The organism is Teichococcus vastitatis (genome assembly GCF_003604215.1).
In the GTDB taxonomy this organism is placed as follows: domain Bacteria; phylum Pseudomonadota; class Alphaproteobacteria; order Acetobacterales; family Acetobacteraceae; genus Pseudoroseomonas; species Pseudoroseomonas vastitatis.
On the sequence record NZ_QXGS01000004.1, the window covers coordinates 134,228 to 160,119 of the forward strand.

Below are 25,892 nucleotides of genomic sequence, written 5' to 3' on the forward strand. Positions count from 1 at the left end.
CCGCCGCCGCTTCAGCCGGCGGCACGCGGCGGGTCCTCCGGCCAGTTGTGGCGGGGATAGCGGCCGCGCATCTCCTTGCGCACCTCGGCCCAGGCACCGCGCCAGAAGCCCGGCAGGTCGGCAGTGACGGCGATCGGCCGCCCGGCCGGCGACAGCAGCGCCACCTGCAGCGGGATGCGCCCCCCGGCCAGCCTGGGCAGGTCGGCTAGGCCGAACAACCATTGCGCCCGCGCCTCCAGGCGGGGCACCTCGCCAGTGTAGTCGATGGCGGCGGAGCGGCCGGCCGGCAGTTCAACCCGCGGTGGCAGCTCGGCATCCAGCCGCCGCGGCAGCGGGTGCGGCGCCAGGGCGCGCAGCATGGCCACGGCATCGAGCCCCTTCAGCTGCGACAGCTTGCTGAGCCCGGACAGCCACGGCACCAGCCAGGCCGCGCCGCCCGCCGCCAACGCGGCATCCGACATGTCGGGCCAGCCGCTCCCTTCCTGGTTCCCTTCGATCCTGTGCATCCAGCCCAGCCGGGCCCGGGTCTGCTCGGCTGCCTTGCTCCAGTCGAGGTCACGGAAAGCGCGGCCCGCCGCCGCCTCGGCCAGCACCACCGCGACGGCATGCGGATCGGCATGCGGCAGCGTCGCCTCCTCCAGCACCAGCGGGCCAAGGCGCAGGCGGCGCCGGGCCACCACGCTGCCGGTGCGCGGGTCGAAGGCGGCGCCCTCCTCGCGCACCAGGCGATCGGGGAACTTCCGCTCCAGCGCTTCCCGGGTCAGCGGAGCGGCCATGCGGATGCGCGCCTCGGTGCCGGCCAGCTCCAGGTCGGCGACGGCCAGCAGCGGCGATTTGCCCAGACGATCGGTGGCCGGCAGCCGGGCGCCCTGACCGGAGCTGAGGCGAAAGGCGCCGTCCATGGTGCCGCGCTTGGCGGCGATGCGGTCGGGGAAGCCCGCCGCCAGCAGCAGGCCGGGATCGCCCTGCGGCTCCGCGCCGGCCGGCACGCCGAGGCGCCGGCGGTGCAGCGACACGGCGCGGCGGATGCGGCCGAGCGCGGCGCGGTCGGCGTTCGGGTCGTCGCCGCCCTGCAGCAGGTCGAGCCGCAGCTGGATGTCGGACGGCGCCTCGCGGCCGCGGATCGGGTCGCGCTCCTCCAGCAGCGCGGCGAGTTCGGCGGCCAGCGCCGCCTCGTCCTCGTTCGCGGCCTCGGCCATCATGCGGGCGAGGCGCGGATGGGTGCCGAGGCGGGCCATGCGCCGCCCCATCGCGGTGACGCGCGCTTCCCCGTCCAGCGCATCGAGGTCGCGCAGCAGGGCGTGGGCGGCGGCCAGGGTGCCGGCGGGCGGCTGGTCGAGAAACGCCATCTGCGCCGGATCGGCGCCCCAGGCGGCGCAATCCAGCGCCAAGCCGGACAATTCGGATTCCAGGATCTCCGGCCGGTCGGACACGGGCAGGCCGCGATGCAGCGCCTCGGTCCAGAGGCGGATGGCGACGCCCGGCTCGGTGCGGCCGGCGCGGCCGGCGCGCTGCTCGGCGGCGGCGCGGGAGATGCGCAGCGTGGCCAGGCGCGACAGGCCGGTGGCCGGGTCGAGGCGCGGCGCACGGCGGAAGCCGCCATCCACCACGATGCGCACCCCCGGCACGGTGAGCGAGGTTTCGGCGATGGAGGTGGCCAGCACCACCTTGCGGCGGGCGGACGGGTTCAGCGCCCGGTCCTGCTCGGCCGGTGACAACTCGCCGTGCAGCGGCAGCACCTCGGCGGCGATGCCCCCCAGCCGCTCGGCCGTGCGGCGGATCTCGCCCCAGCCGGGCAGAAAGGCGAGCACGTCGCCGGGATGCTCCGCCAGGGCGCCGCGGATCGCCGAGGCCATGGCTTCCGGCAGGTCGCGCCCGTCCCGGAGGTCGCGCTGGCGATATTCCACCGCCACTGGGAAGGCGCGGCCCAGGCTCTCGATCACCGGCGCGTCCAGCAGCCGGGCGAAGCCTTCGGCCTCCAGCGTGGCCGACATGGCCAGCAGGCGCAACTCGGGGCGCAGCGCGCGCTGCAAGTCGAGGCACAGCGCCAGCGCCAGGTCGGTGTCGAGGTTGCGCTCATGCGCCTCGTCGAACAGCACCGCCGCGACGCCCTCCAGCCCGGGATCGGATTGCAGCCGGCGCACCAGCAGCCCTTCCGTCACCACCTCCACCCGCGTGGCGTCGGAGATGGCGCGATCGAGGCGGGTGACGACGCCCACGGTGCGGCCCAGCGTCTCGCCCAGCAGTTCCGACATGCGCCGGGCGGCGGCGCGCGCGGCGACGCGGCGCGGCTCCAGCACCAGGATGGTCTGGCCCGCCGCCCAGGGCTCATCCTTCAGCATCAGCGGCACCAGCGTGGTCTTGCCGGCGCCGGGTGGCGCCACCAGCACGGCGTTTGAGCCGGCGCGCAGGGCTTCGGCTAGGCGCGGCAAGGCTTCGGAAACAGGCAGCTCGGGCAGCAACATGGGCTGGGGCATAGGGCAGATCGCGGCCTCGGGGAAACCGCGCTGTCGGGGACGTGCGGCACGCTGCAATGCTTCGTCACCAGCCACCCCTTTTCCTGGCGGCCGGAATCGGCTTTCACCCTTCCATGCCGCGCCTGCTCCCCGTCGCCCTGGCCGCGCTGGCCGTTCTGGCCCCTGCCCTGCCGCTCGCCGCGCTGGAAAGCGCCGCAGTACGGACCGAGCGCGCCAGCATGACCCTGGTCACCGATGCGGCGGCCATTGCGCCGGGGCAGAGCCTTCGCCTCGGGCTGCAGCAGAAGCTGGAGCCGGGCTGGCACACCTACTGGCGCAATCCCGGCGACGCCGGCGCCCCGCCCGAGATCCGCTTCACCGCCCCCGCCGGCCTCCAGGCCGGCGAATTCGAATGGCCGGCGCCGCGTGCCCTGCCCTTCGGGCCGTTGATGAATTACGGCTACGAGAACGCGGTGCTGCTGCCATTCCGTGTGACCGCCCCCGCCGGGCTGCGGCCGGGCGACAGCCTGATCCTCGAGGCCACCGCCACCTGGCTGATCTGCAAGGACATCTGCGTTCCCGAGGAAGGCCATTTCCGGCTCGACCTGCCGGTGCGGGCGGCGCCGCGTCCCGATCCGGTTCTGTCGCAGGCGTTCCGCGCCGCCGATGCCGTCCGGCCGCGCCCGGCCCCCTGGGAGGCCCAGATCGGCTTCGATGGCGAGACGGGTGCGCTGCGGCTGGACAGTCCGGATTTCTCCCCGGCCACCCTGCAGGACGCGCAGTTCTTTCCCCACGATCCCGGCCTGATCGACCATGCGTCGCCGCAGATGCCGCAGATCCAGCAGGGCACGGTGCGGCTGAACCTGAAGCGGGGCATGGCGCCGATGCCGCACGGGCCGGCAGCTGGCGTGCTGGTGCTGACCGATGGGGCCGGAACCCGCAGCGCCTATGACATCGCGCCAGAGCCCGGGGCGGTGCCGCCACCCCTGGCGGGCGAGATGGATGCGTTGCCGCTGTGGAAGGCGTTGCTGCTGGCGGCGCTGGGCGGGCTGGTGCTGAACCTGATGCCCTGCGTGTTTCCGATCCTGGCCATGAAGGCCATGGCGTTGGCGCGGCTCTCCGGCGTGGCGCGCGGCGCGGTGCGCGGCCATGCCGCCTCCTACACGCTGGGGGTGGTGCTGTCCTTTCTGGCCCTGGGCGGCATCATGGTGGGCCTGCGCATGGCCGGCATGGCGGTGGGCTGGGGCTTCCAGTTCACCGCCCCGGTGTTCGTGGCCGGCATGGCCTGGCTGATGCTGGCGGTGGGGCTGAACCTGTCCGGCGTGTTCCGCGTCGGCGGGCCGGTGGGTGCCGGCAGCAGCCTAGTAGCGCAGGGTGGCCATGCCGGCAGCCTCGCCACCGGCGCCCTGGCCGTGCTGGTTGCAACCCCCTGCACCGCCCCGTTCATGGCCGCCGCCATCGGCAGCGCCATGGTGCTGCCCTATCTGGAAGGCCTTGGCATCTTCATCGCGCTCGGCATCGGCATGGCGGCGCCTTATGCGCTGCTGGGGATCTGGCCGGATCTGGCGAAGCTGCTGCCGCGGCCGGGCGCCTGGATGGAAGTGCTGCGGCAGATCCTGGCCTTCCCGATGTACGGCGCCGCATTGTGGCTGTTCTGGGTGCTGGCGCAGCAGGTCGCACCGGTCGGGCTGGGGCTGGCGCTGGTGGGGGCCCTGGGCATCGGCTTCACCGGCTGGGCGGTGGGATGGGTCCAGCGGGCGCAGCGGCCGGTCGGGCGGCGGCTCGGCTGGCTCGGTGCGGCGGCCGGGCTCGCGCTGGCCCTGGGAGCACTGACGATGCTGCCGGCAACGCCCGCGGCGCGAGCCGGCGCGCCGTCGATGGCCGGGGCGGAAGCCTGGTCGGAGCAGCGCCTGGCCGAGCTGCGCGCCGAGAAGCGGCCGGTCTTCGTCAACATGACCGCCGCATGGTGCATCACCTGCAAGGTGAATGAGCGGGTGGCGCTGCGGCGCGAGGCGGTGCTGGCCGCCTTCGCCCAGCGCAACATCGCCGTGCTGGAAGGCGACTGGACCGATGGCGGCCCGGAGATCGCCGCCGCCCTGCGCTCCTTCGGCCGTGAAGGGGTGCCGCTCTACCTGCTCTATCCGGCAGGCGGTGGCGAGGCCGAGGTGTTGCCGCAGATCCTGACGGAAGGCGTTCTGCTGCGGGCGCTGGAGGCGGCGGCGCCGCTGCGCTGATCCAGAGCCCTCCAGGGCCCGCCTTCCGCTCCGCTTGACCCTGCCTGGACCAGGCCTAGGCTGGGCCGCTCCGGGTGAAGGAGGGGGCGGCATGACGTTGGCGATGAGCTGGGAGGAATGGCACCGGCATGACGGCGTCGCCCTGGCGGAACGCGTCCGCCGCGGCGAGGTGACGCCGGCCGAACTGGCGGCCCAGGCCGCCGCCGCCATCGCCCGCACCAACCCCGCGCTGGACGCCGTGGTCGAGGTGTTCGAGGACGTCCTCGCCGATCCGCTGCGCGACGGCATGAACCCGCAAGGCGCCTTTGCCGGCGTGCCCTACCTGATGAAGGATCTGGGGCCAACGCTGCGCGGCCGGCGGCAGGAGATGGGCTCGCTGCTGATGCGCGGCAATGTGGCGGCCGCGGACAGCTTCCTGACGGGGCGCATCCGGCAGGCGGGGCTCAACATCATCGGCCGCACCACCACGCCGGAATTCGGCTGTTGCTCCTCGGCGGAAAACCCTGCGGTGTGCGTCACCCGCAATCCCTGGAACACGGCCTATACCACCTGCGGCTCCTCCGCCGGCACGGCGGCGATGGTGGCGGCGGGGGCGGTGCCGCTGTCGCACGCCACCGATGGCGGCGGCTCGATCCGCATCCCGGCCGGGGTCAACGGCAATCTGGGGCTGAAGCCGTCGCGCGGAGTGCTGTCGATCGCGCCCGGCCTGTCGGATCTGTCCGGCCTGGTGTCCACCCAGGGGTGCCAGAGCCGCACGGTGCGCGACACGGCCCTGTTCATCGACAGCTGCCGCGGCGGCGCGCCGGGCGAGTTCATGCCGTACTGGACGCCGCCCGAGCCGTATTCGGAGCTGATCCGGCGGGACCCCGGGCCGCTGCGCATCGCGTTGTCGCATGAATGGGGCGACTACCGCGCCGTGCCGGAATTCGTCGCCGAGCTGGAACGGATGGGCCGCTTGCTGGAAGGGCTCGGCCATTATGTCGAATGGGCGGTGCCGGAGGTGGATTTCCGCGCCGCCTACGCTGCCCAGACCACCTGCTACATCACGAACTTCGCGCAAACCATCGCCGCGCTGCTGCGGCAGAAGGGGCTGGAGCGGCCACCGGCGGATCTGGTGGAGCCGATGAACATCCGCATCTGGGAAGCCGGCATCGGCGCCAGCTTCTCGGAGCGATACGCCATGCAGGCGGTGTTCAACAGCACGGCCCGCGCCTTCGGGGCCTTCTTCGAGCGGTATGATATCCTGCTGACGCCGATCACCGCCTTGCCGACGCCACCCGTGGGCACCACCGAATACCTGACCATCAGCGACAATCCCGATGTGCGGGACTGGTTCAACAATCTGTGGAAGTTCTTCGCCTACACGCCGCTGTCCAATCTGTGCGGCATTCCGGGGCTTTCCATGCCGCTGGGCCGGCAGGCGCATGGCTTGCCGCTCGGCATCCAGGCGCAAACGAAGCAGGCAGGGGACGGGCTGCTGCTGCAGCTTGCGGCGCAGGTCGAGCGGGCGCTCGACGGCAAATGGAACAACGGGCAACTGCCCGGGGTGCATGTCACCCATGATGTCTGAAGGAGATGGAGCGGGCGATGGGAATTGAACCCACGACATTCAGCTTGGGAAGCTGACGTTCTACCTCTGAACTACGCCCGCATCTGACAGTGGTTCTAGCCCGGCCTTGTGCCCTCGGCAAGCCGGGCGTAAGGTCCGCGCGCCCCGTTGATGGGGCGCTCGCGATTTGTCCGGCCAGCTTGCGGCGAGCTTAAACAATCGCGCTAAACGGCCGCGGCGGTTCCGCGCGCTTCGGGAGCCGCCCGACCGGGCCGGGTTGTGTGAACTGCAAGCCCGAAAGTTTGCCCGAAGATGGCCAAGCCCGCTTCCCCTCGTCCGCTGCGCCCCGCCACCCAGCTGGTCCGCGGCGGCCAGATGCGCACCAACCTGGACGAAACGGGCGAGGCTCTCTTCCTCACCTCCGGCTTCGTTTATGACAGCGCGCTGCAGGCCGAGCAGACCTTCACCGGGGAGGTGGAGCACTTCCAATATTCGCGTTTCGGCAATCCCACGGTGCAGATGCTGGAGGCGCGCCTCGCCCTGCTTGAAGGCGCCGAGGCCTGCCGCGCCACCGCGACCGGGATGGCGGCGGTGTCGGCGGCCATGCTGGCGCACCTCAAGGCGGGCGACCGGGTGGTGGCGTCGCGGGCGCTGTTCGGTTCCTGCTACTGGATCGTCGCCAACCTGCTGCCGCGCTACGGCATCCAGACCGAGTTCGTCGACGGCAGCGACCTGGCGCAATGGGAAGCCGCCTTCCGGCGCCCATGCCAGATGGTGCTGCTGGAAACACCCTCCAACCCGATGCTGGAGCTGGTGGATCTGAAGGCGGTGTGCGATCTCGCCCACAAGGCCGGGGCCGTGGTGGTGGTGGACAACGTCTTCGCCACGCCGCTGCTGCAGAAGCCGATGCGGCTCGGCGCCGATGTGGTGGTGTATTCGGCCACCAAGCATTTCGACGGCCAGGGCCGCGTGCTGGGCGGCGCCGTGCTCGGCTCCAAGAAATGGGTCGAGGAGGTGCTGCAGCCCTTTATCCGCAACACCGGCCCGGCCCTCTCGCCCTTCAATGCCTGGGTGATCCTGAAGGGGCTGGAAACCCTGCACCTCCGCGTGCCGGCGATGAGCCGCTCCGCCGCCACCATCGCCCAGATGCTGGAAGAGCGCAGCGAGGTGGAGCAGGTCTGCTACCCCTTCCTGTCCAGCCATCCGCAATATGAACTGGCCAAGAAGCAGATGTCCGGCGGCGGCACGCTGGTCTCCTTCGCGCTGAAGGGCGGCAAGGAAACGGCGTTCCGCTTCCTGGACGCGCTGCGGGTGATCGACATCTCCAACAACCTTGGCGACTCCAAGAGTCTGATCACCCATCCCGCCACCACCACGCATTCGAAGGTGGGGGCGGAGGAGCGGGCGCGGCTCGGCATTTCCGACGGGGCCGTGCGCCTGTCGGTCGGGCTGGAGGATGTCGAGGATCTGGTGGAGGACATCGCCGCCGCGCTCGACGTGGCCGCGGGCAATCCGGCGCCGAAGAAGAAGCCGCTGGGCCGCATGGTGGTGGAAGACAGCGTCGCCCCCGCCCAGGCGGTGGCGAAGCCGGCCCGCAAGGCGCCCGCGAAGAAGAAGCCCCGCCCGGAGGCCTCCGCCGAGGCCGCCAAGCCAGCCGCCCCGGATGCCGAGCCGGAACTGTTTCCCGCCGCCACGCAGCGCCGCAAGCGCGGCTGATGCCCGACGCGGCGGCGCTGGTCGCCACCGCGCTGGCGGCGCTGGTCGCGGGTCTCGCCCGCGGCTTCTCGGGCTTCGGCGCGGCGCTGATCTTCATTCCGCTGGCCAGCGCCGTGCTGGGACCGAAGCTCGCCGCGCCGCTGCTGATGCTGGTGGACAACGCGATGGCGCTGCCCCTGGTGCCGCGGGCCTGGGCGCAGGTCTCGGAACGTGCCGGGCGGCGCGAGATCGGCACGCTGCTGCTGGGGGCGCTGGTCGGCTCGCCGCTCGGGGCGTGGCTGCTGCTGACGGCGGACCCGGTGGCGCTGCGCTGGGGCATGTGCGCCCTGGTGGCGGCGATGCTGGCGCTGCTGGTGTCTGGCTGGCGCTATCACGGCCCGGTGCGGCTGCAACTCTCCGTGGCGGTAGGCCTCGTCTCGGGCTTCTGTTCGGGGGCGGCGCAGATGGGCGGGCCGCCCGTGGTCGCCTATTGGCTGGGCGGCGCCATCCCGGCGGCGCGGCTGCGCGCCAACATCGTGCTGTTCTTCGCCGCCAGCGGGCTGCTTAGCTTCCTGTCCTACTTGGTGGCCGGGCTGCTGGACACGGCGCTGTTGGCCCTCGCCCTGGCCGTGGCTCCCACCTATGGCGCCGGGCTGTGGCTCGGCAGCCGGATCTTCGGGCTGGCAAGCGAGGCGCTGTTCCGCCGCGCCTGCCTGGCCCTGATCGGGCTCGCCGCCCTGCTCGGCCTGCCGCTCTGGGACGCGGTGCTTCAGCTGGGCGGCAGGTAGCTCCTGCCGTCCAGATAAGCCTTCCGCCAGCGAACCACCCGTGTTTCCCCAAACACCCCGGCGCTGCTGAAGGGATCGGCGGCGATGAAGGCCTCGGCCTCGGCCCGGTCTTCCGTGTCCAGGATGTAGAGGCTGCCGATTCCCTCGCCCGTCGCCTCATCCAGCAACGCGCCGCAGGCCAGCAGCTTGGCGGCGTTCTCGGCCAGGAACTTCAGGTGTGCCGGGCGCGTCGATGTGCGCAGCGCCAGCGCGTCGGGCTTGTCGGTGGCCTGGATCATGTAGGGCATCCGCGATTCCTCCTCGGTGAACCGAGGCAGCCTACCGGCTGCGGCGCCGGGCGGAAGGGGGGAACGCGGACCGGGGGTTGCACGCCCTGCCCGCGTGCAGATCCAGTCTCACCGGCGGCGCTCCCCTCAGGCGCCGCTCGGCTGGGTCGGGCGGTTCGCATAGTGCGCCCGACCTCCCCGGTCCGCTCCCGGCCGGCGACCTCCCCTGCAGGTCGCCGGCCGGACCTCGCAGCGCATCAAGGGCTTGGCGGAACCCGGGGGAGTGCGGGATCCGGTGTCGCGGCGGGACGGTAGTAGAACCGCGTCCGCCAAGCCTTCGCTGCAACTGCGAGTTATTCGCAATAAAGAGTACTACGGGTCGGTGGTCAAGCCCAATCTGCGAGCCCCTCGCAAAAACCAGGGCCGGGACGATGCCCAGCCCCGCCCGTGTCAGATCATCAGCTCGATCAGGAAGGGCGCGTTGCCGGCGCAGGATTGCGCCAGCAGGTCGCCGCATTGCTCCAGCGTCGTCGCCCGCGCCGCCTCGACCCCCATGCCCCGGGCCAGCTGGAGCCAATCCAGTTCCGGATTGCTGAGATCCAGCATGCTCATCGCCGTGGGACCGGGATTGGCGCCCACGTTCTGGTACTCGCCGATCAGGATCTGGTACTTCCGGTTCGACAGGATGATGGTAGTCACCGGCAGCTTCTCGCGCGCCTGAGTCCAGAGCGCCTGCAAGGTGTACATGGCCGAGCCGTCGGCCTGCAGGTTGATCACCCGCCGCTCGCCGCCGGCGCCGATCGCGGCTCCGGTGGCCAGCGGCATGCCGCAGCCGATGGCGCCGCCGGTGATCTGCAGCCAGTCATGCGGCGGGGCGGCGTGGGTGTGCGGAAAGAAGCCGCGGCCGAAGGACACGCTCTCGTCCACGATGATGGTGCCTTCCGGCATTACCGCCGCCACCGTGCGGGCCAGGCCTTCCGGTGTCGGCGCCCCGCGCGCGATCTCGGGGCGTGGGCCGGGATCAGGGATCGCCGCTTCCGGTGCGGCCAGCTCCTCGGCCAGGGCGCGCAGCCCGGCCAACCCATCCTCCTCATGGCGCGACAGCACGTGGACGGTGGCCGTTTCCGGATAATGCAGGCTGGGCTTGCCGGGATAGGCGAAGAACCCGACCGGAGCCTTGCTGTTCACCAGGATCAGGTGCTCGACGTCCCTCAGCGCCTCCACCGCGGCATCCACGGGATAGGGCACGCGCTCCAGCTGCGGCCGGCCTTGGCCACGCTCGACGCGGGCGTTGGACATCTCGGCCAGGATGCGGGCGCCGGTGGCGGCAGCGACGCGATGCGCCAGGGCCTGCGCTTCGGCCCGCAGCGCCGGGCCACCGAGCAGGATCAGCACGTTGCGCTTCTCCCGCAACAGCCGCGCGGCGCCGCGCACCGCGTGCGGGTCGGGCGCCGGGATGGCGGGCACGGGCAGTGCCTCGGCCGGCTCCCCGCCCTCGTTCCAGGCGGTGTCGGCGGGCAGGATCAGGGTGGCGATGCCGCCCGGCGCGGTGCGTGCCGCCTGCACCGCCACGGCGGCATCCTGGCCGACGCGGCGCGAATCGGTGGCCGTGCGCACCCAGGCCGAAACGGGCCTGGCCCAGCCCTCGGTATCGGCGGTGAGTTGCGCGTCATAGGGCCGGTGATAGGTCGCCTGATCGCCGACGATGTTGACGATGCCGCTGCGGGCGCGCCGCGCATTGTGCAGGTTGGCGAGGCCATTGGCGAGGCCAGGGCCGCAATGCAGCAGGGTCGCCGCTGGCTGGCCGCTCATGCGCCAGTAGCCATCCGCCATGCCGGTGACAATGTTTTCCTGCAGGCCCAGCACGCAGCGCAGGCCGGGAATGCGGTCCAGCGCGGCGACGAAATGCATCTCGCTGGTGCCGGGATTGGCGAAGCAGGTCTTCAGGCCGGACTTGACCAGCGTGTGCACCAGGCTTTCGGCGCCATTCATGCCGTTCTCTCCCCTTCGGTCATGGGGAGCGAGGTTGGGCCGAAAGCGCCGCGCCGCCAAGGGCACGGCGCCACGGAATCAACCGAGCCAGTGCGGCAGCGGCAGGCCCTTTTCCCGCAGGAAAGCCGGGTTGAACAGCTTGGACTGGTACCGTGCCCCGCCGTCGCACAGGATGGTGGCGACCGTGTGCCCTGGCCCCAGCGCCTTGGCGACGCGGATCGCGGCGGCCACGTTCAGTCCGGCGCTGCCACCGACCGACAGGCCCTCCTCGATCAACAGGGAGAAGACCTGCTCCAGCGCCTCGGCATCCGGGATGATCTCCGCGGCGTCGATCGGGGCGCCTTCCAGATTGCCCGGAACGCGGGCCGCCTGCCCGATTCCCTCGGTCACGGAGCTGCCGGGCGTGGCCTTCACCTCGCCCCGCTGCACCCACGGGGCCAAGGCGCTGCCCTCCGGATCGGCCAGCACGATCCGCACCGCGTCATTCTGCGCCTTCAGCGCCCGCGCCACGCCCGCCAGCGTGCCGCCGGTGCCGCAGGAGCAGGTGAAGGCATCGATGCGGCCCTCGGTCTGCGCCCAGATCTCCGGCCCGGTGGTCTGCTCATGCGCGCGGGCATTGGCCAGGTTGTCGAACTGGTTGGCCCAGACCGCACCCGTCTCCTCCGCCAGACGGCGGGAAACGTGGACGTAGTTGCCTGGATCGGCAAAGGGCTTGGCCGGCACCAGCCGCAGGTCGGCGCCGATCATGCGCAGGAAGTCGAGCTTCTCGCGGCTCTGGGTTTCCGGCACCACGATGACGCTTTGCCAGCCCATGGCATTGGCGGCGAGCGCCAGGCCGATGCCCGTGTTGCCCGCCGTGCCCTCGACCACCGTGCCCGGCCTGCCGGGCACCAGCAGGCCGCGGTCCACCGCGTCCTGCAGGATGCCCAGCGCGGCCCGATCCTTGACCGAGCCGCCGGGATTCATGAACTCGGCCTTGCCCAGGATCTCGCAGCCGGTGAGTTCGGAGGCGCGGCGGAGACGGATCAGCGGCGTGTTGCCGACCGCCCCCCAGAAACCCTGCGCCTGACCGGTGAAGCTCATCAGGACCCCTTCACCTCCACCCAGCGCAGATAGGGCTTCTGGGCTTCCCAGCCCTGCGGGAAGCGTTGCCTGGCCTGCTCGTCGGAGACTGAGGGCACGATGATGGCGCGCTCGCCTGGCTGCCAGTTCACCGGAGTCGCCACCTTGTGCTGGTCGGTCAGCTGCAGGCTGTCCAGCACCCGCAGCACCTCCTGAAAGTTGCGGCCGGTGGAGGGCGGATAGGTCAGGGAGAGCCGCACCTTCTTCTGCGGGTCGATCACGAATACGGTGCGCACCGTGACCGAGGGATCGGCCTCCGGATGGATCATGCCGTAAAGCTCCGACACCGAGCGGTCGCTATCGGCGATCATCGGGAAGTTCACCGCCGTTCCCTGGGTTTCCGCGATATCGGCATCCCAGGCGCCATGATTGGCCAGGGAGTCGACGGACAGGCCGATGATCTTGGTGTTGCGGCGGTCGAATTCCGGCTTCAGCCGCGCCGCCTCGCCCAGTTCGGTGGTGCAAACGGGGGTGAAGTCTTTGGGATGGCTGAAGAACACCACCCAGGACGAACCAGCCCATTCATGGAACCGGATCGGGCCGGCCGTGGTTTGCGCCGTGAAGTCGGGGGCGATCTGCCCCAGCTGGATGCTCATGCGGCGTCCTCCTTGCTGTTGCACCGGAAGAAATCACGCCGCAACAGCGTGGTCAATCAGCCCCGTATCAACCACCCAACTCGGAGCCCGAAGCGCCCTTGCGGGCCGTTTCTACGGCACCAGGACTAAGATCATGCGATCAGAAATCGTGGTTCTGACTCTCGGGATGGCGGAGCAGCCACAGCCGCTCATGGGCCGCCACCAGGCTTTCCATGTTCTTGCGGCGGTTGTTGTCAGGCTGAGACGGGCGACGGGTCACCATCTTCTCGAGAATGCGCAGCAGTTCTTCCGCGATCTCGAAGTCATTCTGGTCGCAGGCCTGGTGGAAGGCGATCAGGATCTTGTCCGACAGGCGGCGCGTATGCCGCGGCGTCGCCGCCCCGCTTCGGACTGCATCGCGCCCGGCCGGGCTATCTGACCACTCTTCCGCCATAAAGCACTCGCTCCCAAGGTTGATCGGCGGCGGCTCTGGTCCGGCCTGGACGGCCGAACCGGGGATTTTCCCGCACACTGAGTTTCGCATCGGCCCGCATCAGGCATCGCTGCCACAGTGTTGCCCAGATTGAGACGATCGTTAACCGGGTAATCTCAAAAGTTTGCCAACTTCCTAACGCGCAGCGTCAAGATTGCGAGAGTTGCTGCCGGATGGCCTCCGCGATCGCTTCCGGGGAGGATTGCGGTCGCAACAGGGTGCGCACCGCGCCGCCCTTGCCGAGGAGATAAATATAGGACGTGTGATCCATCAGATACTCGCTCATCTCCGGCCGCTCGACCCGGTTGTAGAAGACGCGGAACCGGCGCGCCGTCTCGGCCACCTGCTGCACTGACCCGGTGAGGCCAACCATGCGCGGGTGGAAATTCGTCACATAAGCCTTCAGGTGTTCCGGCGTGTCGCGCTCCGGATCCACCGTGAACAGCGTCGGCGTGACGCGCGCCGCCTGTTCGGGTGCCAGCAGGTCCATCGCGGCGACGATGCTGCCGAGCTCGGTGGGGCAGATGTCCGGGCAGAAGGTGTAGCCGAAATAGGCCACCATCAGCGTATCGCTGAAATCGGCCTCGGTGACGCTGCGCCCATTCTGATTCACCAGGCGGAACGGGCCGCCCAGGGTCATTCCTTCGGGTAGCTGGGTGCCATTGATCGCGGTCGGAGCCGGGCTGCCGGTCAGCTGCGCGATGTTGCGCAGGAATGCGTCACCCAGTGCCTCGTTCGGCTGCCGGGTGAACCATGCCGCGCTCCACAATCCCCCCAGGCCGAGGATCAGGATCAGGACCAGGAGACGGACGATGCGCTGCATGGGCCGGTTCTAAACCGCGGCGCGGGGCCGGGAAACCCCGCCCGCCGGCGCTGTTTCGATTCGGCACGTTGGACCGGATCCTGTTCCTTCGGCCCGTTCAGTGGGCGGTTGACCAGGAAGGCTCCTGGCCCAGCGGTGACCGCCCGCCAGAGCGTCGGCTCGAATACGCCGGGCCGCCTGGGCATGGAGGGCGCCCGTATCATGACGGCCGGCGGCGCCGCGGCCTCCGGCAGCAACAAGCGCGGCAGGGACGTCCGCGGCCTGGGCAATTCGCCTGCCGCGGCCAGTGCCGGAGCCCTGGGACGACAGGACGTGGCGGGCGCCCCGGCGCAGGAGACCGGCCCTGGAACAACAGCGCAGTTCCTAAGCTTCCTCGGCCTTTTACCCTTCCTTGAGCAGGGTATGCCGCGCCACCAGTCCAAGGGTCGAACCTTGAACAATGATGGAGAAGAGCACCACGACATAGGTCGCAGTGAGAATCACCAATCTTTGCGCAACAACCGTCATGGAACAGGAGCAGTGGAGCAGAAACGGCAACGAAGCGGGCGCCGAGCACGACTGGCACCGCGGCCGCCGCGATGACCAGCGCACTTGGCTTGAATCGCAGCACGAGCACTTCCAGTTCGATCAGCAAAAAAGAATCGAGTTCAGCACCTCGTCAATCGGCGTCCACAAGGAGGGGACGTAGGATTGCGACCGGTTGCTCATGGCAAAGCGTAGGCCCCTGTCTCCAATGATCATCTCGGCCGCCACGACCGAAAGAGGGCCGCTCGTCCCGGATCTCTCGGCCAGGGCGTAGGTTCCTGTCACGAGAACCAGGGAGATCAAGACTCCAACCGGAAAATCGTCGATCGCGCGCATCGCACGGTAGGCCAGGAAGCCTGTGCACGCCCCCAGGACCAAGCCGCCGCCCGCCTCCCACACCAGCTGATGAACAACCGTGCCGGCGCTGGTGTCGCCGCCTGATCCTGCGGCCTATCCGAGGAGCAGCGTGAACAGGAGCAATCCGATGCCATCGTTGAACAAGGCTTCGCCCTGCATCTCGATCTTGAGTTCCGGCGGCACTTTGACATTCTTGAGCCTTGCCAGTGCGGCAACCGGATCGGTGGTGCTGATCAGCGCGCCGAACACCAGCGCCCAGGCCAGTGACAGAGGCTGGCCCATCGCCTGCATCGATGCCAATAACGCCAGGCCGATGACCGCGGTGGAGATCGCGGTTCCCGCCAATGCCAGGGTGACCACCGGCCCTGCACGGCTGCGCAACGCGCCGAGGTCGAGCCCGAGGGCGCCGGCGAACAGCAGAAACGCCAGCATTCCATCCATGACCACGCGCGGTGAAGTTCACCTGCCGCACAGCTCTGGTGAGGCCTTTATAGGTGTGCTGATCCGGCGCTGCGAGGTCCAGCAGAATCAGCAGCAGCGAGACGGCAAGCCCCAGGACCAGCAACCGATCGCGTGCGGAAGCCGAATGATGCGGCGATTGAGCCCACTGAGAAGAGCCGAAAGCGTGAGCAATAGCGCAGCTATGTCGAGGATCGAGGCCATGGCATGGTCCTTTCAAATACATCGAGTGCCACACGACAGCGCCGACGCCTTCCCGACCGAGCGCTCGCCAGCGCGACGGTTAACGCCCGTCCGCCATCGCGAATCGGCACGGCCGCCGCGGCGTGCAAGACGCGCATCCGAGCCCGCCCGCCATCAAGGCTGGGCATGTTGCGGATATCTCCACGGAGTGACCTTACACAGTCCCGGAGCCGGCATTCCTCGGCGCGGTCTAGAAACCTCGCGCTCACGTTTCCAGGCTTGCAGCGGGGACCCAGGCCATGATGTGGAGAGACGGGCCAGGCGGCGGCAGGTCGCCAGTGCTGTAGTGCCTGGACCCGGGTAAGTTCCAGGGTCGCACATTTGTTGCTGATGATACTGCCAAGGTTGCACATGCGCCAGCTGCATTGGCTGCCGCATCGTCGACGGCGCCGCCCAGACGTTGATGGCCTGCTCAGCGGTCCAGTAGATCACGCAGGCCGGTTGGCCCTTGGTGGAGCGCTCAAAATGAGGAGGCTAACACCCGGGCGTCCGTGTCGGAGGGCATCATGCTGCGAAACGGTTTCCGGCTGAGACGCATAACGAAGCCTGCTGAACGACGTTGTGAGGGAGATGGCTGCCGATGAAAACGGCCGGACTGCTGAGGAGAGTGCCATGGTCGGAGTAAGGATGGACGTCACCGAGGATCGCTGGGTGTCGTGGGACAATCCTGAAGCCGCCGAGAAGACCAAGGTACGGTGAAACCTCATCTTTTCAGGGACGAAAACGGCCACGACTTCGATGAGCATAGGGCTGGCTGAGATAGCGCCTGGAGGTATCCTGCCCCTTCACCATCATGAGCCAGCAGAGATCTACCACGTTGTCGATGGAGAAGGTGTGGTGGAGGTCGAGGGAGTTGCCCACCACCTGCATCCTGGCATCTCCATGTTCATTCCGGCAGATGCCTGGCACCGGCGACCAACACTGGCGCCGAGCCGTTCCGCTTCCTGTTCGTGCTCCCGACCCAAAGCTTCGAGGAGGTCGAGTACCACTTCGATCGATCATGGGCGGAAGCGGTTCAGCTAATGAAGATCCCTCGCCTGAAGCTGTGAGCCAGATCTGAGGCGGGCACGCCACGTGCCGGCCGCTTGCCGGTCCCGCAGCCGCACCCGGCAGGTGATGCCCGAACCGCACCTCATCTCCGTCGGCTCCACGTTCATGCCGTGCCTGACCGGCGGAGACGAGAGCAGCGCCGATCGGGTTGCCTGATGCAGGCCACGAGCTTCGCTGATCGGCTGGAGCCATTGCAGCAGCAGCGACGCTGGCGCTCGAAGTGGCTTGGAGACAGAGGCTTTGCTCTGCTTCGTCGGCGCTACTCAGCAGAGTTCGTCAGGCATCCTGGTTGATGACGCCCTCGGAGTGGAGGGCATGCCATGACCCATGATGAGGTATGTCAGAATACCAGAGCGAACAGGCCGATCACGACAACGAGGCCGATCAGGAAGATGAGCCCGACCGCGCCTCCGAACAGCTTGAGAAGTCCACCGATCATAAGTTCCCCCTGTGTCCTGGACAGATTCCAGCAATATGCTTCGGCTGCCCGCCAGAGCATCGCGCGGGCGGGCACCGTTGGACTTCGTTCAGTCGCTCTCAGGTCTTGTCCGCGGCATCGCGGACCTTGTCCTTTGCCGCGCCATAGGTGTCCTGCACCTTGCCCTTGGCCTTGTCGGCCTGGCCCTCGGCCTTTATCTTCTCGTCGCCCATGATTTCGCCGGCACCCTTCTTGAGCGAACCCTTGGCCTGCTCGGTCTTGCCTTCCATGCGATCCTTGTCGACCATGATGTTCTCCGTCTCCGCTTGGGTGGATGACCTGCCAGTACGGCGATGATCTGCCGGTCCGCCAACGCGGATTCGTCAGGATGAGATCCTGAACTCTGGCTTCCAGCGCGCCGGGGATGGGCTTGCCAAACCCTGTCTGGCATCGCGCAGCCTTCGCGGCTGCCTGCCGGGTTAACTGCGGGCGTTCGCCATGGTTTCGCCATAATCATCACGCGCCGGGCTCGTCGCATTCAGCCGGCGGCGCAACCTCGTCATGGTTGCCGGGGTTGCGCTCTCCTGCCCGAGGGAGAAAGCCCCGATGAGCCTTTCCGTCGCCGCCCTGCTGATCGCCGCCTGCCTGGCCGCGATCCACATCTTCGTCAGTCAGATGCGGGTCCTGAGCGGCGTCCCGCGCAGCCGCTGGCTTTCCGCCGCGGGTGGCGCCGCAGTGGCCTACATCTTCCTGCATCTGCTGCCCGATCTGGCGGCAGCCCACCGCCGGGCCGGGGTCGATTCGGAAACCCTCTACTTCGTCATCGCCCTTGTCGGGCTGGTCGCCTTCTACGGCGTAGAGCGCCGCGTGCGGCTTGCCAGGGGATCATCCGGGGAGTCGTCAACAGGAGCCGACGAGAAAGCCGGAGGCGTGTTCTGGCTGCATGTCGGCAGCCTGACCCTGTACAATCTGATCATCGGCTACCTCCTGCTGCACCGTGAGGAAGCCGGTCTCGCCTCCCTGCTGCTCTATGGCGGCGCCATGGGATTGCATTTCTTGTCCAATGACTATGGCATGCAGCTCGACCACCCACGAGTGTACAACAGTACCGCGCGCTGGATCCTGGCGGCGGCTATTCTGCTGGGCTGGCTCGCCGGGTGGATGCTGGAGGTACCACGCACGATCGTGGATGGCCTCTTTGCGTTTCTGGCAGGCGGCGTGGTGCTGAACGTCATGAAGGAAGAGCTGCCGGAGGAGCGGAAGAGCCGCTTCGACGCGTTCCTGTTGGGTGTGATGGGTTACGGGGCACTGCTTCTCGCGCTGGGGTAACGCGCGGCCTGTCCGCAGGAACCGGCGAGACGTTGCCACCGCAGCTTCCTGATCAGCAGCCACCACGCGGTTTGACACGATTGCCTGCTGGCCCGCCCATCGACGAACCGGATTTTTCTGTGCACCTATTCATGTTCCGGACGTACAGGATCCGATCCCGACGATCGGCAGATGAATCCTGACGCCGCAGGAAAGTATGGGCGGCCACCATCGGCGGCGCCTGCTTCGGTTGTTCCCGGTACGGCCGCGGCCTGTCGCCTCGGAAGAGGAACGGGAGCCACCATGCTCTCCATAGCCGAGCGCATGGGCGTTGGGCCGGCCAGCATCTTCGGCCGCATGAAACGGGGCCGGAGGATTAACCCGGCCCCTTTCGCCAACGTGGACACGGCTCAGCCTATTCGTGGCAGAGGCTGAGCGGCATCGGCCTCAAACCCGGAGGGGACCGTTGAAGCTTTCGCTCTGATCGGCCGTCCAGTTCTCGCCGATCGAAGGTGCCCAGGCTTCTTCCCAGGAGCCCCGGGTACTAGCCTTGGAATATTCCGTGGCCCTGCCCTCGAAGAAGTTCATGTGCTCCACGGCGTTCAGGATCTCGTCCAACCAGGGCAGCGGATTCTTCTCGACACCATAATGCGGTTCGAGGCCGAGCTGCTGCAGCCGGCGGTCGGCGATGAAGCGGATGTAGAGCTTGATGTCCTCCGGCGTCATGCCTTGCACGCCGCCCAGCTCGAAGGCGAGGTCGATGAAAGCGTCCTCATGCTCGACGATGGTGGTGCAGATGGTGACCAGCTCCTGGCGGAACTCCGGCGTCCAGATTTCCGGGTTCTCCTGGATGAAGGTGCGGAACAGCCGGATCACGGACAGGCAGTGCAGCGTCTCGTCGCGCACCGACCAGGTCACGATCTGTCCCATGCCCTTCATCTTGTTGAAGCGCGGGAAGTTCAGCAGGATCGCGAAGGAGGCGAAGAGCTGCAGCCCCTCGGTGAACGCGCCGAAGGCTGCCAGCGTCTTGGCGATCTCCGCCTTGTTGTCCACCGTGAAGGACTGCATGTAGTCGTACTTGTCCTTCATCTCCTTGTATTTCAGGAAGGCCTGGTACTCGGTCTCGGGCATGCCGATGGTATCGAGCAGGTGCGAATAGGCGGCGATGTGGATCGTCTCGATGTTGGAGAAGGCCGACAGCATCATCAGCACCTCGGTCGGCTTGAAGACCTGACTGTAGTGCTTCATGTACGCGCCGTTCACCTCGACATCCGCCTGGGTGAAGAAGCGGAAGATCTGCGTGACGAGGTTGCGCTCGCTGTCGGTCAGGTTCTTCTGCCAGTCCTTCACGTCGTCGGCCATCGGAACTTCTTCCGGCAGCCAGTGGACGCGCTGCTGTGTCATCCAGGCGTCATAGGCCCAGGGGTAGCGGAACGGCTTGTAGACAGGGTTGGCCGTCAGCAGGTCCATCTTCTCGGGCTGGTCGGGCATGGCGGGAGAACTCCGGCGGTCGTGGGCGCCCTGCCCGCACCGCCCGAGGCGGGCGGCAGGGCGCCAGGGTCGTGACATGGATCGCGAGGCCAGCAGCCCCGACGGGGCGGCGCTTGCTCCGCCCTTCGGCCGAACAGGCCGGGCGCAACAGGCTGCGGCGGATTATAAGCGGCGGGGCCGTCGCTGTCGCCTGAGTCGGTGGATTACCGGCCGGCCCGCGCCGCCCGGCGCAACCGCCATTCATGCCGCCCGACCAGCGCGGCGCCGCCCGCCGTCATCACGGCCAGCCCGTACCATGTGACGGCATAGATCAGGTGGTTGTTGGGAAAGCTGGTCATCGTCAGGCCGGCCACCGGTGGGCTGGGCAATGCCGGCGATGGTGCAGCATCGAGGAAATAGGGCGCCACCGGCTGCGGCCCCAGGCCACGCGCCCGCGCAATGGCGCCGACGTCGCGGGAGCTCCAGCGACCGGCCGCCGGATCATTGGGCCGCCACAGCGCGCCGCCGGGCTCGTCCACCCGCAGCAGCCCTGTCAGGGTGACCGGCGCTTCCGGCACGGGCCGCGCCGGCCCGGTCTCGAAGCCACGCTCCCCGCCGACGAAGCCGCGATTCACCAGCAGCAGGAATCCCTCGCCGGTCAGCAGGGGGCTCATCACCCAGTGGCCCGGGCCGCGCTCCGTGTTGGTGTCGATCAAGGTGTCCCGGCCGGGGATGAAGCGGCCCGAGACCTGGAGGCGCCGGTATTCGGCACCGGCGGCGGTGAGCCGCGGCCATTCCGCCGGACCGGGCGCAGGCGCGGTTTGCGCATTCACCCGGGCATCGACCCGCGCGATCAGCTCCCGCTTCCATTCCCGCCGCGCCAGCTGCCACTGGCCCAGCGCCACGAAGCCGGCGCAGAACAGCAGCGCGAACACCGCCAGGACGCCCAGCAACCAGGGCGAGTGCGGCAGGTCCGGCGCATCCTGTGCGGCAGGGCCGGTGGTGCGGGCCCGGAGCGGATCGGGGGTCATCGTCACGCCGGGGCTAAGCGCGGTGACGGGGCCGGGTCAAGCCCGGCCCGTCCCCTCCGGAAGCCAGCCGGCGCGGACGGGCAGCCTGAGCGCCGGTCCCGCCGGCCCGCCCCGGCGCGCTGCCGTCATTGGCAGGCCAGGCATTCCTCGTAATCGGTGCCCTGCCCGGCCACCGCCCGGGTGCCGAGGGACGGCGCGTCCGGCAGCACCGCCTCCAGGCTGGTCGCCGCGGCGAAGCCGAGGGCGGGCTGGGCCGAGACCTTCTCGCTGATCGTGTCGGCACGCTGGATGGACAGCGAGCGGCAATAGTAGAGCGACTTCAGGCCCTTCTTCCAGGCCTGGAAGTGGATCTGGTGCAGGTCGCGCTTGTGCACATCGGCCGGCAGGAACAGGTTCACCGATTGCGACTGGCAGATGAAGGGCGTGCGGTCGGCGGCGTGCTCCACCACCCAGCGCTGGTCCAGTTCGAAGGCCGTCTTGAACACCGCCTTCTCCTGTTCATCCAGGAAGTCGAGGTGTTGCACGCTGCCCTTGTTGACGGTCACCAGCGTCCAGGTCTCGTCGTCGTCGCGGCCGTGCCTGGCCAGCACCTTCTTCAGGTACGGGTTGCGCACGATGAAGGAGCCGGACAGCGTTTTGTGGTTGTAGACATTGGCCGCGATCGGCTCGATACCCGGGGAGGCACCGCCGCAGATGATCGAGATGGAGGCGGTGGGCGCGATCGCCATCTTGTTGGAGAAACGCTCGTTGAAGCCGTATTCGGCGGCGTCGGGGCATGGCCCGCGCTCATCGGCCAGGGTACGGGAGGCGATGTCGGCCTGCTCGCGCATGTGGCGGAACATCTTCCTGTTCCACACCTTGGCGATGACGCTCTCGAACGGCACGTTCTGCGACTGCAGAAAGGAATGGAAGCCCATCACGCCGAGGCCGACCGAACGCTCGCGCATGGCGCTGTACTTGGCGCGCGCCATGGAATCCGGCGCCTTGTCGATGAAGTCCTGCAGAACATTGTCCAGGAACCGCATCACATCGGGGATGAAGCTCGCCTCATCCTTCCACTCGAACCAGGTCTCGAGGTTTAGCGAGGACAGGCAGCACACCGCCGTACGCTCCTGCCCGTGCTGGTCGCGCCCCGTAGGCAGGGTGATCTCGGAACACAGGTTGGAAGTCTTCACCTCCAGCCCGGCGAGCTTCTGGTGCTCGGGCTGGGCCCGGTTCACGTGGTCGGAATAGATGATGTAGGGCTCGCCCTGCTCGATCCGCGCCATCAGGATGCGGATCCACAGGCCGCGCGCCGGGATCTTGCGGATCACCGCGCCGTCCTTCGGCGAGCACAGCGCCCATTCCTCGTCGGCCTCGACCGCCCGCATGAAGGCATCCGGGATCAGGATGCCGTGGTGCAGGTTCAGCGCCTTGCGGTTCGGGTCGCCGCCGGTCGGGCGGCGCATGTCGATGAACTCCTCGATCTCCGGGTGGGAGACCGGCAGGTACACCGCCGCCGAGCCGCGCCGCAGCGAACCCTGGGAGATCGCCAGCGTCAGGCTGTCCATGACGCGGATGAACGGGATGATGCCCGAGGTCTTGCCGTTCTGCCCGACCTTCTCGCCGATGGAGCGCAGATTGCCCCAGTAGGAGCCGATGCCGCCGCCCTTCGACGCCAGCCAAACATTCTCGTTCCACAACCCGACGATGCCGTCCAGGCTGTCATTCGCCTCGTTCAGGAAGCAGGAGATCGGCAGGCCGCGCGTGGTGCCGCCATTCGACAGCACCGGCGTCGCCGGCATGAACCACAGCTTCGAGATGTAGTCGTAGATGCGCTGGGCGTGCGCCGCATCGTCGCCATAGGCGCTGGCGACGCGGGCAAACAGGTCCTGGTAGGATTCGCCCGGCATCAGGTAGCGGTCGTCGAGCGTGGCCTTGCCGAAATCGGTCAGCAGCGCGTCGCGGGAACGGTCCACGCGAACCTGGCCATGCCCGGCAAGCTGAATATCGGCGGCAAGCTGAACGGCATCGAGCAAGGTGCAAATCCCTCGGCAAACTGGGCAGGTCGGGCGCAGCTTTGCACCGGGCCGCTGCCCGCTTCAACACCTTCTTAATCCAGATATGGTGTGTAAATTCGCATGCTCACCCCAGGAATTGGCTTGCGGGCCGCTCGCCGCCCGCCGCGACTCCTTGCTGCCGCAGGCGTCCGGACGCCGCATCGTGATCGCCGCCGCACTTGCCTCGCCGCCGGGCAACCGGCACCTGGACGCATGCTCCGAAGCCTCGCCACCCTCGCGCTGCTGGCCGCCCTCCTGGCCGTGCCCCGCGCCACGCGGGCCGAATCGGGGGATTGGACAGTCTGCCGCGAGGCCATCGCCGCCGCCGAGCCGGCTTCCGGCGTGCCGGCCGGGTTGCTGAGTGCCATTGCCCTGGTGGAAACCGGCCGGCGCAGCCCGGCCGGCGCCCCGCAGCCCTGGCCCTGGTCGGTCAATGCAGAGGGGGAAAGCCACTACGCCCCCAGCAAGTCCGCCGCCATTGCCCGGGTGCGGGAATTGCAGGCGCGCGGTGTCCGTTCGATCGATGTCGGCTGCATGCAGGTCAACCTGCTGTACCACCCGCAGGCCTTCGCGAGCCTGGAAGACGCCTTCGACCCGGCGGCCAACCTCCGCTACGCCGTACGCTTCCTTCGGTCGCTCCAGGGGCAGACCGGCGACTGGGGCGCCGCGATCGGCCGCTATCATTCCGGCGAGGCGGAGCGCGGGGCGGCCTACAGCCGCCGCGTTGCCCTGGCACGGCTGGGCAAGGCCTGGGGTGGCGGCGGCCCGGTGCCGCTGTCGCGGGATGCGGTGGGCGATGTCTGCGCCCGGGGGCTGCGGCCGGCGCTGCTGCTCGGCGGCCGGCAGGAAGCCCGGCGCTTCATGACGGCCGAAGCGCGCCGCGCCAACCGCGCCGTGCCGCTGCCGCCGGCGTCGCGCAGGCCGCGCCTGGTCTGCCTGCGCCCGGAACGGCTTGTCGGGCGTTAACCTGCCGGGCGTGTCGCCGCGCCAGCCGCATTGCCGATGGAGGATTCCGAAGATGCGCAAACCCCTCACCCACGCCGTTCTGGGTCTCGCGCTGGGGCTGCTTGCCGCCTGCGCCGGCGGCGGCACCGCGGATTTCGACCGCCGCATGGCCAGCTACGTGGCGCAGCCCGAGGTCCGGCTGGTGGAGGGCCTGGGCGTGCCGCAGCGCGTCTACGATGCGGAAGGCCGCCGCTTCCTGGAATATGATTTCGGCGGCACCGCCGCCCCCGCCTCCTCCGGCTTCTCCTTTGGCGTGGGCGGCGGCAGCTTCGGCGGCGGGCGTTATGGCCGCGGCGGCGGGTTCGGCACCGGCATCGGGGTCGGCATTCCGCTCGGGGGCTCCGGCTACGAGCCGGTGCCCTGCCTGGTGACCTTCGAGATCCGCGAGGGGCGGGTGCTGGATTTCCGCCGCCAGGGCGAGAGCTGCCGCTAGGCACCCCTGCCCCGCGGTTGGCGCAGCGGTTCTTTGGCGATACTCCATGGCCGCGCCCGGCCTGTCCGGGCCCCGACGCCATGGAGGAAGCCCGGAGATGGATGCTGTCCCGTTCGACACCCGCCTCAACCTGATCGGCGGCGAGTGGCACGAGCCCGCCGGGCGCGAGACCATGCCGCTGCTCAACCCGTCAGATGGCAGCCGACTCGCCGCCATCGCCCGCAGCGAGGCCGAGGACATCGACCGCGCCGTGGCCGCCGCCCAGGAAGCCCGCCGCGGCGCCTGGGGGCACATGACCGCCACCGAGCGCGGCCGGCTGCTCACCGCCATGTCCCGCCTCGTGTTGGAGCGCGTTGACGAGCTGGCCCGGCTGGAAGCGCTCGACGTCGGCAAGCCGCTGCGCCAAGCCAAGGCGGACGCGCTGGCGCTGGCGCGCTACCTCGAATTCTACGGCGGCGCCGCCGACAAGCTGCACGGCGACACCATTCCCTATCTGGATGGCTACACGGTGATGACGGTGCATGAGCCGCTCGGCGTCACCGGCCACATCGTGCCGTGGAACTATCCGATGCAGATCATCGGCCGCTCGGTCACCGCCGCGCTGGCGATGGGCAACGCGGTGGTGATCAAGCCGGCCGAGGAAGCCTGCCTCACCGCCATCGCCTATGCCCGTCTGGCCCAGGAGGCCGGCTTCCCGGCCGGCGCGGTGAACCTCGTCTCCGGCACCGGCGAGGAAGCCGGCGCGGCGCTGTCCGCGCATCGCGGCATCAACCACATCTCCTTCACCGGCTCCGTCGCGGTGGGCGCGCTGGTGCAGGCGGCGGCGGCGCGCAACGCCGTGCCGGTGACGCTGGAGCTGGGCGGCAAGTCGCCGCAGATCGTGTTCGCCGATGCCGACGTCGAAGCCGCCCTGCCCTTTCTGGTGAATGCCGGCATCCAGAACGCCGGGCAGACCTGCTCCGCCGCGTCGCGCATCCTGGTGCAGAGCGCGGTGCATGATCGGGTGCTGGCCGCCATGGCGGAGCGCTACCGCGCGCTGCGCGCCGGCCCGGCGATGGACGATCTCGACATGGGTCCCCTGGTTTCGGCCCGGCAGCAGGAGATCGTGCGCGGCTACCTCGACAGCGTGCCGCGCGACGGGCTGGTGGTGGCGGCCGAAGGCGGCCTCGCCTCCGGCGCGCCATCGGGCGGCTACTATGTGCCGCCGACGCTGGTGGCCGGTGCCTCGGTGGACTCGCGGCTGGCGCAGGAGGAGATCTTCGGCCCCGTGCAGGTGGTCATCCCTTTCAAGGACGAGGCGGAGGCGCTGGCCATCGCCAATGGCACCGATTACGGGCTGGTGGCCGGCGTCTGGACCGCCGATGTCGGCCGCGCCCTGCGCATGGCGCGCGGCATCGAGACGGGACAGGTGTTCATCAACAACTACGGCGCCGGCGGCGGCGTGGAACTGCCGTTCGGCGGAGTGAAGCGTTCCGGCCATGGGCGGGAGAAAGGCTTCGAGGCGCTGTATTCCTTTGCCTCGCTGAAGACCATCGCCATCCGCCACGGCTGACCAACAACA

21 protein-coding genes, 1 tRNA gene, 2 pseudogenes and 1 riboswitch are annotated in these 25,892 nt (G+C 69.0%); of the genes and pseudogenes, 10 read left to right on the plus strand and 14 right to left on the minus strand.

Annotation, left to right across the window (positions count from 1 at the left end; all coding sequences use genetic code 11):
• Window positions 1-11: 11 nt before the first annotated feature.
• Window positions 12-2,477, minus strand: a complete 2,466-nt coding sequence (hrpB, locus tag D2K64_RS08490) for an ATP-dependent helicase HrpB (RefSeq protein ID WP_238384089.1) — start codon at window positions 2,475-2,477, stop codon at window positions 12-14.
• A 113-nt stretch (window positions 2,478-2,590) separates the two neighbouring features.
• Between hrpB and D2K64_RS08495 the strand changes: the two genes are divergently transcribed.
• Both D2K64_RS08495 and D2K64_RS08500 read left to right on the plus strand, forming a co-directional pair.
• The gene (locus D2K64_RS08495; protein WP_238384090.1) at window positions 2,591-4,690 is read left to right on the plus strand and encodes a protein-disulfide reductase DsbD family protein; all 2,100 of its coding nucleotides are present in this window, start codon (window positions 2,591-2,593) and stop codon (window positions 4,688-4,690) included.
• Window positions 4,691-4,781: 91 nt separating this feature from the next.
• Window positions 4,782-6,260, plus strand: a complete 1,479-nt coding sequence (locus D2K64_RS08500) for an amidase (protein ID WP_120007823.1) — start codon at window positions 4,782-4,784, stop codon at window positions 6,258-6,260.
• 6 nt (window positions 6,261-6,266) lie between these two features.
• On the opposite strand, the gene D2K64_RS08505 is transcribed toward D2K64_RS08500, so the two are convergent.
• Window positions 6,267-6,341, minus strand: a tRNA-Gly gene (locus D2K64_RS08505).
• 67 nt (window positions 6,342-6,408) lie between these two features.
• Window positions 6,409-6,487, plus strand: a riboswitch (SAM riboswitch).
• A 64-nt stretch (window positions 6,488-6,551) separates the two neighbouring features.
• Here D2K64_RS08505 and D2K64_RS08510 point away from each other — a divergent pair.
• Window positions 6,552-7,733, plus strand: a pseudogene (locus D2K64_RS08510) (O-succinylhomoserine sulfhydrylase); the annotation flags it as partial.
• 221 nt (window positions 7,734-7,954) lie between these two features.
• On the plus strand, window positions 7,955-8,722 hold the full coding sequence (locus tag D2K64_RS08515; protein ID WP_120007827.1) for a sulfite exporter TauE/SafE family protein: 768 nt from the start codon (window positions 7,955-7,957) through the stop codon (window positions 8,720-8,722).
• On the opposite strand, the gene D2K64_RS08520 is transcribed toward D2K64_RS08515, so the two are convergent.
• The 6 genes from D2K64_RS08520 to D2K64_RS08545 form a co-directional block, all read right to left on the minus strand.
• Complete coding sequence (locus tag D2K64_RS08520; protein WP_120007829.1) at window positions 8,704-9,009, minus strand: YciI family protein; 306 nt, start codon at window positions 9,007-9,009, stop codon at window positions 8,704-8,706. The genes D2K64_RS08515 and D2K64_RS08520 overlap by 19 nt on opposite strands.
• A gap of 429 nt (window positions 9,010-9,438) precedes the next feature.
• Entirely contained in the window at window positions 9,439-10,980 is a 1,542-nt protein-coding gene (locus D2K64_RS08525) for an acetolactate synthase large subunit (protein ID WP_120007831.1), read from the minus strand.
• A gap of 78 nt (window positions 10,981-11,058) precedes the next feature.
• The gene (locus D2K64_RS08530) at window positions 11,059-12,063 is read right to left on the minus strand and encodes a cysteine synthase A (protein ID WP_120007833.1); all 1,005 of its coding nucleotides are present in this window, start codon (window positions 12,061-12,063) and stop codon (window positions 11,059-11,061) included.
• A complete protein-coding gene (locus D2K64_RS08535; RefSeq protein ID WP_120007835.1) occupies window positions 12,063-12,698 on the minus strand; it encodes a peroxiredoxin in 636 nt (211 codons plus the stop codon). Before D2K64_RS08535 ends, D2K64_RS08530 begins: the two co-directional genes overlap by 1 nt.
• Window positions 12,699-12,837: 139 nt before the next feature.
• Window positions 12,838-13,131 (minus strand): hypothetical protein, encoded by a 294-nt coding sequence (locus tag D2K64_RS08540; RefSeq protein WP_120007838.1) that lies wholly within the window; start codon window positions 13,129-13,131, stop codon window positions 12,838-12,840.
• Between the two features lie 187 nt (window positions 13,132-13,318).
• The gene (locus D2K64_RS08545) at window positions 13,319-13,993 is read right to left on the minus strand and encodes an SCO family protein (RefSeq protein ID WP_120007840.1); all 675 of its coding nucleotides are present in this window, start codon (window positions 13,991-13,993) and stop codon (window positions 13,319-13,321) included.
• 505 nt (window positions 13,994-14,498) lie between these two features.
• On the opposite strand from D2K64_RS08545, the gene D2K64_RS25065 reads away from it, so the two are divergent.
• Window positions 14,499-14,681, plus strand: coding sequence for a hypothetical protein (locus tag D2K64_RS25065; RefSeq protein WP_202910611.1), 183 nt, complete (start codon window positions 14,499-14,501; stop codon window positions 14,679-14,681).
• Here the strand turns inward: D2K64_RS25065 and D2K64_RS25430 are convergent.
• Window positions 14,621-15,316: pseudogene (locus D2K64_RS25430) on the minus strand (cation:proton antiporter domain-containing protein). The gene D2K64_RS25065 and the pseudogene D2K64_RS25430 overlap by 61 nt on opposite strands.
• A 999-nt stretch (window positions 15,317-16,315) precedes the next feature.
• Between D2K64_RS25430 and D2K64_RS26140 the strand changes: the two are divergent.
• Window positions 16,316-16,600, plus strand: a complete 285-nt coding sequence (locus D2K64_RS26140; protein ID WP_120007842.1) for a cupin domain-containing protein — start codon at window positions 16,316-16,318, stop codon at window positions 16,598-16,600.
• Window positions 16,601-16,967: 367 nt separating this feature from the next.
• Here the strand turns inward: D2K64_RS26140 and D2K64_RS24920 are convergent, their stop codons facing one another.
• A complete protein-coding gene (locus D2K64_RS24920; protein WP_162306165.1) occupies window positions 16,968-17,141 on the minus strand; it encodes a small membrane protein YohP in 174 nt (57 codons plus the stop codon).
• A gap of 23 nt (window positions 17,142-17,164) precedes the next feature.
• Window positions 17,165-17,353, minus strand: coding sequence for a CsbD family protein (locus D2K64_RS08560; protein ID WP_120007844.1), 189 nt, complete (start codon window positions 17,351-17,353; stop codon window positions 17,165-17,167).
• Window positions 17,354-17,651: 298 nt separating this feature from the next.
• Here D2K64_RS08560 and D2K64_RS08565 point away from each other — a divergent pair, with 298 nt between their 5' ends.
• Entirely contained in the window at window positions 17,652-18,374 is a 723-nt protein-coding gene (locus D2K64_RS08565; RefSeq protein ID WP_120007846.1) for a hypothetical protein, read from the plus strand.
• A gap of 426 nt (window positions 18,375-18,800) precedes the next feature.
• Here the strand turns inward: D2K64_RS08565 and D2K64_RS08570 are convergent, their stop codons facing one another.
• The 3 genes from D2K64_RS08570 to D2K64_RS08580 form a co-directional block, all read right to left on the minus strand.
• Window positions 18,801-19,844 carry a ribonucleotide-diphosphate reductase subunit beta gene (locus tag D2K64_RS08570; RefSeq protein ID WP_120007848.1) on the minus strand — a complete coding sequence of 348 codons (1,044 nt, stop codon included), beginning with the start codon at window positions 19,842-19,844 and terminating at the stop codon, window positions 18,801-18,803.
• A gap of 203 nt (window positions 19,845-20,047) precedes the next feature.
• Window positions 20,048-20,854 (minus strand): SURF1 family protein, encoded by an 807-nt coding sequence (locus D2K64_RS08575; RefSeq protein WP_120007850.1) that lies wholly within the window; start codon window positions 20,852-20,854, stop codon window positions 20,048-20,050.
• Between the two features lie 125 nt (window positions 20,855-20,979).
• Window positions 20,980-22,872, minus strand: a complete 1,893-nt coding sequence (locus tag D2K64_RS08580; RefSeq protein WP_120007852.1) for a ribonucleoside-diphosphate reductase subunit alpha — start codon at window positions 22,870-22,872, stop codon at window positions 20,980-20,982.
• A gap of 234 nt (window positions 22,873-23,106) precedes the next feature.
• On the opposite strand from D2K64_RS08580, the gene D2K64_RS08585 reads away from it, so the two are divergent.
• The 3 genes from D2K64_RS08585 to D2K64_RS08595 all read left to right on the plus strand — a co-directional run bounded on the left by D2K64_RS08585 (window position 23,107) and on the right by D2K64_RS08595 (window position 25,883).
• Entirely contained in the window at window positions 23,107-23,859 is a 753-nt protein-coding gene (locus D2K64_RS08585; protein ID WP_120007854.1) for a lytic transglycosylase domain-containing protein, read from the plus strand.
• A 52-nt stretch (window positions 23,860-23,911) separates the two neighbouring features.
• A complete protein-coding gene (locus D2K64_RS08590) occupies window positions 23,912-24,331 on the plus strand; it encodes a hypothetical protein (protein ID WP_120007856.1) in 420 nt (139 codons plus the stop codon).
• Window positions 24,332-24,428: 97 nt separating this feature from the next.
• Window positions 24,429-25,883, plus strand: a complete 1,455-nt coding sequence (locus D2K64_RS08595; RefSeq protein ID WP_120007858.1) for an aldehyde dehydrogenase family protein — start codon at window positions 24,429-24,431, stop codon at window positions 25,881-25,883.
• Window positions 25,884-25,892 lie beyond the last annotated feature (9 nt).

Excerpts from the sequence above, each read along its gene's own strand:
- hrpB (WP_238384089.1), bottom strand. The coding sequence starts at position 2,477 with ATGCCCCAGCCCATGTTGCTGCCCGAGCTGCCTGTTTCCGAAGCCTTG.
- D2K64_RS08495 (WP_238384090.1), top strand. The coding sequence starts at position 2,591 with ATGCCGCGCCTGCTCCCCGTCGCCCTGGCCGCGCTGGCCGTTCTGGCC.
- D2K64_RS08500 (WP_120007823.1), top strand. The coding sequence starts at position 4,782 with ATGACGTTGGCGATGAGCTGGGAGGAATGGCACCGGCATGACGGCGTC.
- D2K64_RS08515 (WP_120007827.1), top strand. The coding sequence starts at position 7,955 with ATGCCCGACGCGGCGGCGCTGGTCGCCACCGCGCTGGCGGCGCTGGTC.
- D2K64_RS08520 (WP_120007829.1), bottom strand. The coding sequence starts at position 9,009 with ATGCCCTACATGATCCAGGCCACCGACAAGCCCGACGCGCTGGCGCTG.
- D2K64_RS08525 (WP_120007831.1), bottom strand. The coding sequence starts at position 10,980 with ATGAATGGCGCCGAAAGCCTGGTGCACACGCTGGTCAAGTCCGGCCTG.
- D2K64_RS08530 (WP_120007833.1), bottom strand. The coding sequence starts at position 12,063 with ATGAGCTTCACCGGTCAGGCGCAGGGTTTCTGGGGGGCGGTCGGCAAC.
- D2K64_RS08535 (WP_120007835.1), bottom strand. The coding sequence starts at position 12,698 with ATGAGCATCCAGCTGGGGCAGATCGCCCCCGACTTCACGGCGCAAACC.
- D2K64_RS08540 (WP_120007838.1), bottom strand. The coding sequence starts at position 13,131 with ATGGCGGAAGAGTGGTCAGATAGCCCGGCCGGGCGCGATGCAGTCCGA.
- D2K64_RS08545 (WP_120007840.1), bottom strand. The coding sequence starts at position 13,993 with ATGCAGCGCATCGTCCGTCTCCTGGTCCTGATCCTGATCCTCGGCCTG.
- D2K64_RS25065 (WP_202910611.1), top strand. The coding sequence starts at position 14,499 with ATGGAACAGGAGCAGTGGAGCAGAAACGGCAACGAAGCGGGCGCCGAG.
- D2K64_RS26140 (WP_120007842.1), top strand. The coding sequence starts at position 16,316 with ATGAGCATAGGGCTGGCTGAGATAGCGCCTGGAGGTATCCTGCCCCTT.
- D2K64_RS08560 (WP_120007844.1), bottom strand. The coding sequence starts at position 17,353 with ATGGTCGACAAGGATCGCATGGAAGGCAAGACCGAGCAGGCCAAGGGT.
- D2K64_RS08565 (WP_120007846.1), top strand. The coding sequence starts at position 17,652 with ATGAGCCTTTCCGTCGCCGCCCTGCTGATCGCCGCCTGCCTGGCCGCG.
- D2K64_RS08570 (WP_120007848.1), bottom strand. The coding sequence starts at position 19,844 with ATGCCCGACCAGCCCGAGAAGATGGACCTGCTGACGGCCAACCCTGTC.
- D2K64_RS08575 (WP_120007850.1), bottom strand. The coding sequence starts at position 20,854 with ATGACCCCCGATCCGCTCCGGGCCCGCACCACCGGCCCTGCCGCACAG.
- D2K64_RS08585 (WP_120007854.1), top strand. The coding sequence starts at position 23,107 with ATGCTCCGAAGCCTCGCCACCCTCGCGCTGCTGGCCGCCCTCCTGGCC.
- D2K64_RS08590 (WP_120007856.1), top strand. The coding sequence starts at position 23,912 with ATGCGCAAACCCCTCACCCACGCCGTTCTGGGTCTCGCGCTGGGGCTG.
- D2K64_RS08595 (WP_120007858.1), top strand. The coding sequence starts at position 24,429 with ATGGATGCTGTCCCGTTCGACACCCGCCTCAACCTGATCGGCGGCGAG.